The organism is Kitasatospora sp. NPDC057904 (genome assembly GCF_042887925.1).
GTDB lineage: Bacteria > Actinomycetota > Actinomycetes > Streptomycetales > Streptomycetaceae > Kitasatospora.
Window position 1 is genome coordinate 1 of sequence record NZ_JBHVOL010000067.1, and the last position, 1,977, is coordinate 1,977.

A 1,977-nucleotide genomic window follows, 5' to 3' on the forward strand; every position below is an offset into this window, starting at 1 on the left:
CTCCTTGACGAATGGAAAGGAAAAACAATTTCTGTGCCGCGGGACAAAACGGTTCACCGTCTCTTTGAAGAAACGGCCGCCCGCTACGCGGACCGGCCGGCCGCGGCATACAACGGCGCGAAATGGACGTACGGCGAGCTGAACGCAAGGGCGAATCGCATCGCGCGCATTCTCATGGACTGCGGCGTCACGGCTGACGAGCGTGTCGGCATCCTGACGAAACCGTCCTTGGAAATGGCCGCGGGCGTACTCGGCGTCCTGAAAGCGGGCGCGGCATTTGTGCCGATTGACCCCGACTACCCGGAAGAGCGGATCAGCTACATTCTGCAGGACAGCGGCGCGAAGCTTCTTCTCACACAGGAAGCGCTGGGCGTGCCGGACAGCTACAAAGGAGAAACGATCCTGCTTGACGGCGGACGCTCCATTCTGAGCCTGCCGCTTGATGAAAATGATGAAGCGAACCCGCAGACGGAAACAACGGCGGATCATCTCGCTTATATGATTTACACGTCAGGAACGACCGGACAGCCGAAAGGTGTCATGGTCGAACACCATGCGCTGGTGAACCTGTGCTTCTGGCATCACGACGCATTCGCCATGACGGCGGATGATAAAAGCGCCAAATACGCGGGCTTCGGTTTTGACGCCTCCATCTGGGAGATGTTCCCGACATGGACCATCGGCGCGGAACTTCACGTCATTGACGAAGCGATCCGGCTGGATATCACCCGCTTAAATCACTATTTCGAAGAGCACGGCGTGACCATCACCTTCCTGCCTACGCAGCTCGCCGAACAATTTATGGAGCTGGAAAATACCTCTCTCCGCATGCTTCTCGTCGGCGGCGATAAGCTGAAGCGGGCGGTGAAACAGCCGTACACGATCGTCAACAACTACGGCCCGACGGAAAACACCGTCGTCGCGACAAGCGGCGTCATCAATCCGGAGGAAGGGTCGCTTTCGATCGGACGGGCGATTGCCAATACGAGAGCTTATATTCTCGGCGACGGCGATCAGGTGCAGCCGGAAGGCATTGCCGGTGAATTATGCGTGGCAGGCCGCGGACTTGCGCGCGGATACCTGAACCGTGAAGAAGAAACGGCGAAGCGGTTTACCGCCGATCCGTTCGTGCCCGGCGAGCGCATGTACCGGACCGGCGACCTCGTCAAATGGAACGCGCAGTGCGGCATCGAATACATCGGGCGTATCGACCAGCAGGTCAAAGTGCGGGGCTACCGGATCGAGCTTTCAGAAATCGAAGTCCGCCTCGCCCAGCTTGCGGACGTTCATGACGCAGCGGTGACGGCGGTGGAAGACAAAGCGGGCAATACCGCGCTTTGCGCCTATGTCGCGCCTCAGCAGGACGATATCGAAACGCTCAAAGCCGCGCTGAAAGACACGCTGCCTGACTACATGGTGCCGGCGTTCTGGGTGGAGATGGACGAGCTTCCGGTCACCGCAAACGGAAAGATTGACAAAAAAGCCCTGCCGGAACCGGACATTGAAGCGGGAAGCGCCGCGTACAAAGCGCCGGAAACGGAGATGGAGACGCTGCTTTCTGACATTTGGCAGGAAGTGCTCGGTCTTGACCAGATCGGCGTAAGCGATAATTTCTTCACGCTCGGCGGCGACTCGATCAAAGGCATCCAAATGGCGAGCCGCCTGAACCAGCACGGGTATAAATTGGAGATGAAAGACCTCTTCCAGCACCCGACCATCGAAGAACTCGTCTCTTATGTGGAGCGGACGGAAGGCAAGCAGGCCGACCAGGGCCCTGTCGAAGGTGAAGCGGACTTAACGCCGATCCAGCGCTGGTTCTTTGAGAAAAACTTCACGGACAAACACCACTGGAATCAATCCGTCATGCTTCACGCGAAAGACGGCTTTGATCCGGAGATAACAGAAAAAACATTACATGTCCTGACGGTGCACCATGATGCGCTCCGGATGATTTATCGTGAACAAAAACCGTATTAC

1 protein-coding gene is annotated in these 1,977 nt (G+C 57.4%); it reads left to right on the forward strand.

Features of this window, described 5'->3' with window-relative positions; genetic code table 11:
* A partial coding sequence (locus ACFVSN_RS45105) for an amino acid adenylation domain-containing protein (protein WP_387959317.1) occupies positions 1–1,977 on the forward strand: 1,977 nt, incomplete at both ends.